At 32.9% G+C, this 1,047-nt stretch carries 1 protein-coding gene; it reads right to left on the reverse strand.

All coding sequences use genetic code 11. The annotated features are described in order from the left end of the window. Positions 1-195: 195 nt before the first annotated feature. A complete protein-coding gene (locus CXF67_RS00025) occupies positions 196-1,023 on the reverse strand; it encodes a trypsin-like peptidase domain-containing protein (RefSeq protein ID WP_102086910.1) in 828 nt (275 codons plus the stop codon). Positions 1,024-1,047 lie beyond the last annotated feature (24 nt).

A 1,047-nucleotide genomic window follows, 5' to 3' on the forward strand; every position in this document is an offset into this window, starting at 1 on the left:
GTTTGTGTATGAAACGTAGCGTTTAAAAAGACGCTAGCTTTTCGGGTTAACACAGAGCCTAATTTTTATATTTTGTTTTTAACTTATCAATCTTAAAAGCCAAATTTAAAAATTTGGCGGTCTTCGCAAACAAACACAAACCTCTCGATTTAGCACTTATTAGCTATGTTTTATACACGTTGTTACCAAACGTTTTTATTGTTCAAACTGTTTTTCTAATTCTAATATTCTTTCCGATTTAAGGCAAATCCCCAAATTATTTGGTATCCGTGAAATAGTCATAGGTTGTTGTAATTGAGGTACATTCATAATTTTAATTTCTCCAGTTGCTGTATGTTGAGGACCTGCGAAAAGGACACCAATTAAAATAACTCTAATTCCACCCATCATTGTTCCTCCAGACTTATTGGTATAACCATTAGGATTATATATTAAAACGGGCGAGCCACTTGACCCAGGAAAACAAGCTACGTCAATCATAAATTCCTTTTTTCCATTGTAATCTATATTCGGATGAGTAGCAGTAGTTCCTTTTCTGAAAATAGGTTGATTATTCACATAATCCCAGATTCCATTTGGATAACCTATCATAATTACATCCTCTAATGCTGTAAATTCACTTTTCTGTTCTGTTGTGGCTATTATTGATTTATCAAAAACACGATAGAATAAATTCACTCCTTTTTGCTGTGCATAATTTAAAACTGGTGCTAAAGGCATTGCACATAAATCAACATCATTTTCAGGATGTAATTTCCATTGCTTTTCAAAATTGACAAAATCGGCTGTAAAATGTTCAGTATTTAGAGGATTCCCATCTTTGTCACTTTTAGTTAAAATAAATTTGCCCTTAACAGCTCCTTTAATTACGTGTTTGTTTGTAACAATAACGGGAACATATTCATTTTCTTTCTCAAGAAATTTAAATAGAAATCCAGTTCCTGTTTGAGTTTGTCCTGTCGCTGTAGTGCATTCTAGTCTGACAGTTGAATATGCTAATTGTTCGGTTATCGATAGGCTCATTTTCTAATGTTTGGTAACGTGTTT

The sequence above is a fragment of the Psychroflexus sp. MES1-P1E genome (genome assembly GCF_002836055.1).
GTDB lineage: Bacteria > Bacteroidota > Bacteroidia > Flavobacteriales > Flavobacteriaceae > Psychroflexus.

Bases quoted from the DNA above. Each gene is read 5' to 3' on its own strand.
- CXF67_RS00025 (WP_102086910.1), bottom strand. From the start codon at position 1,023: ATGAGCCTATCGATAACCGAACAATTAGCATATTCAACTGTCAGACTA.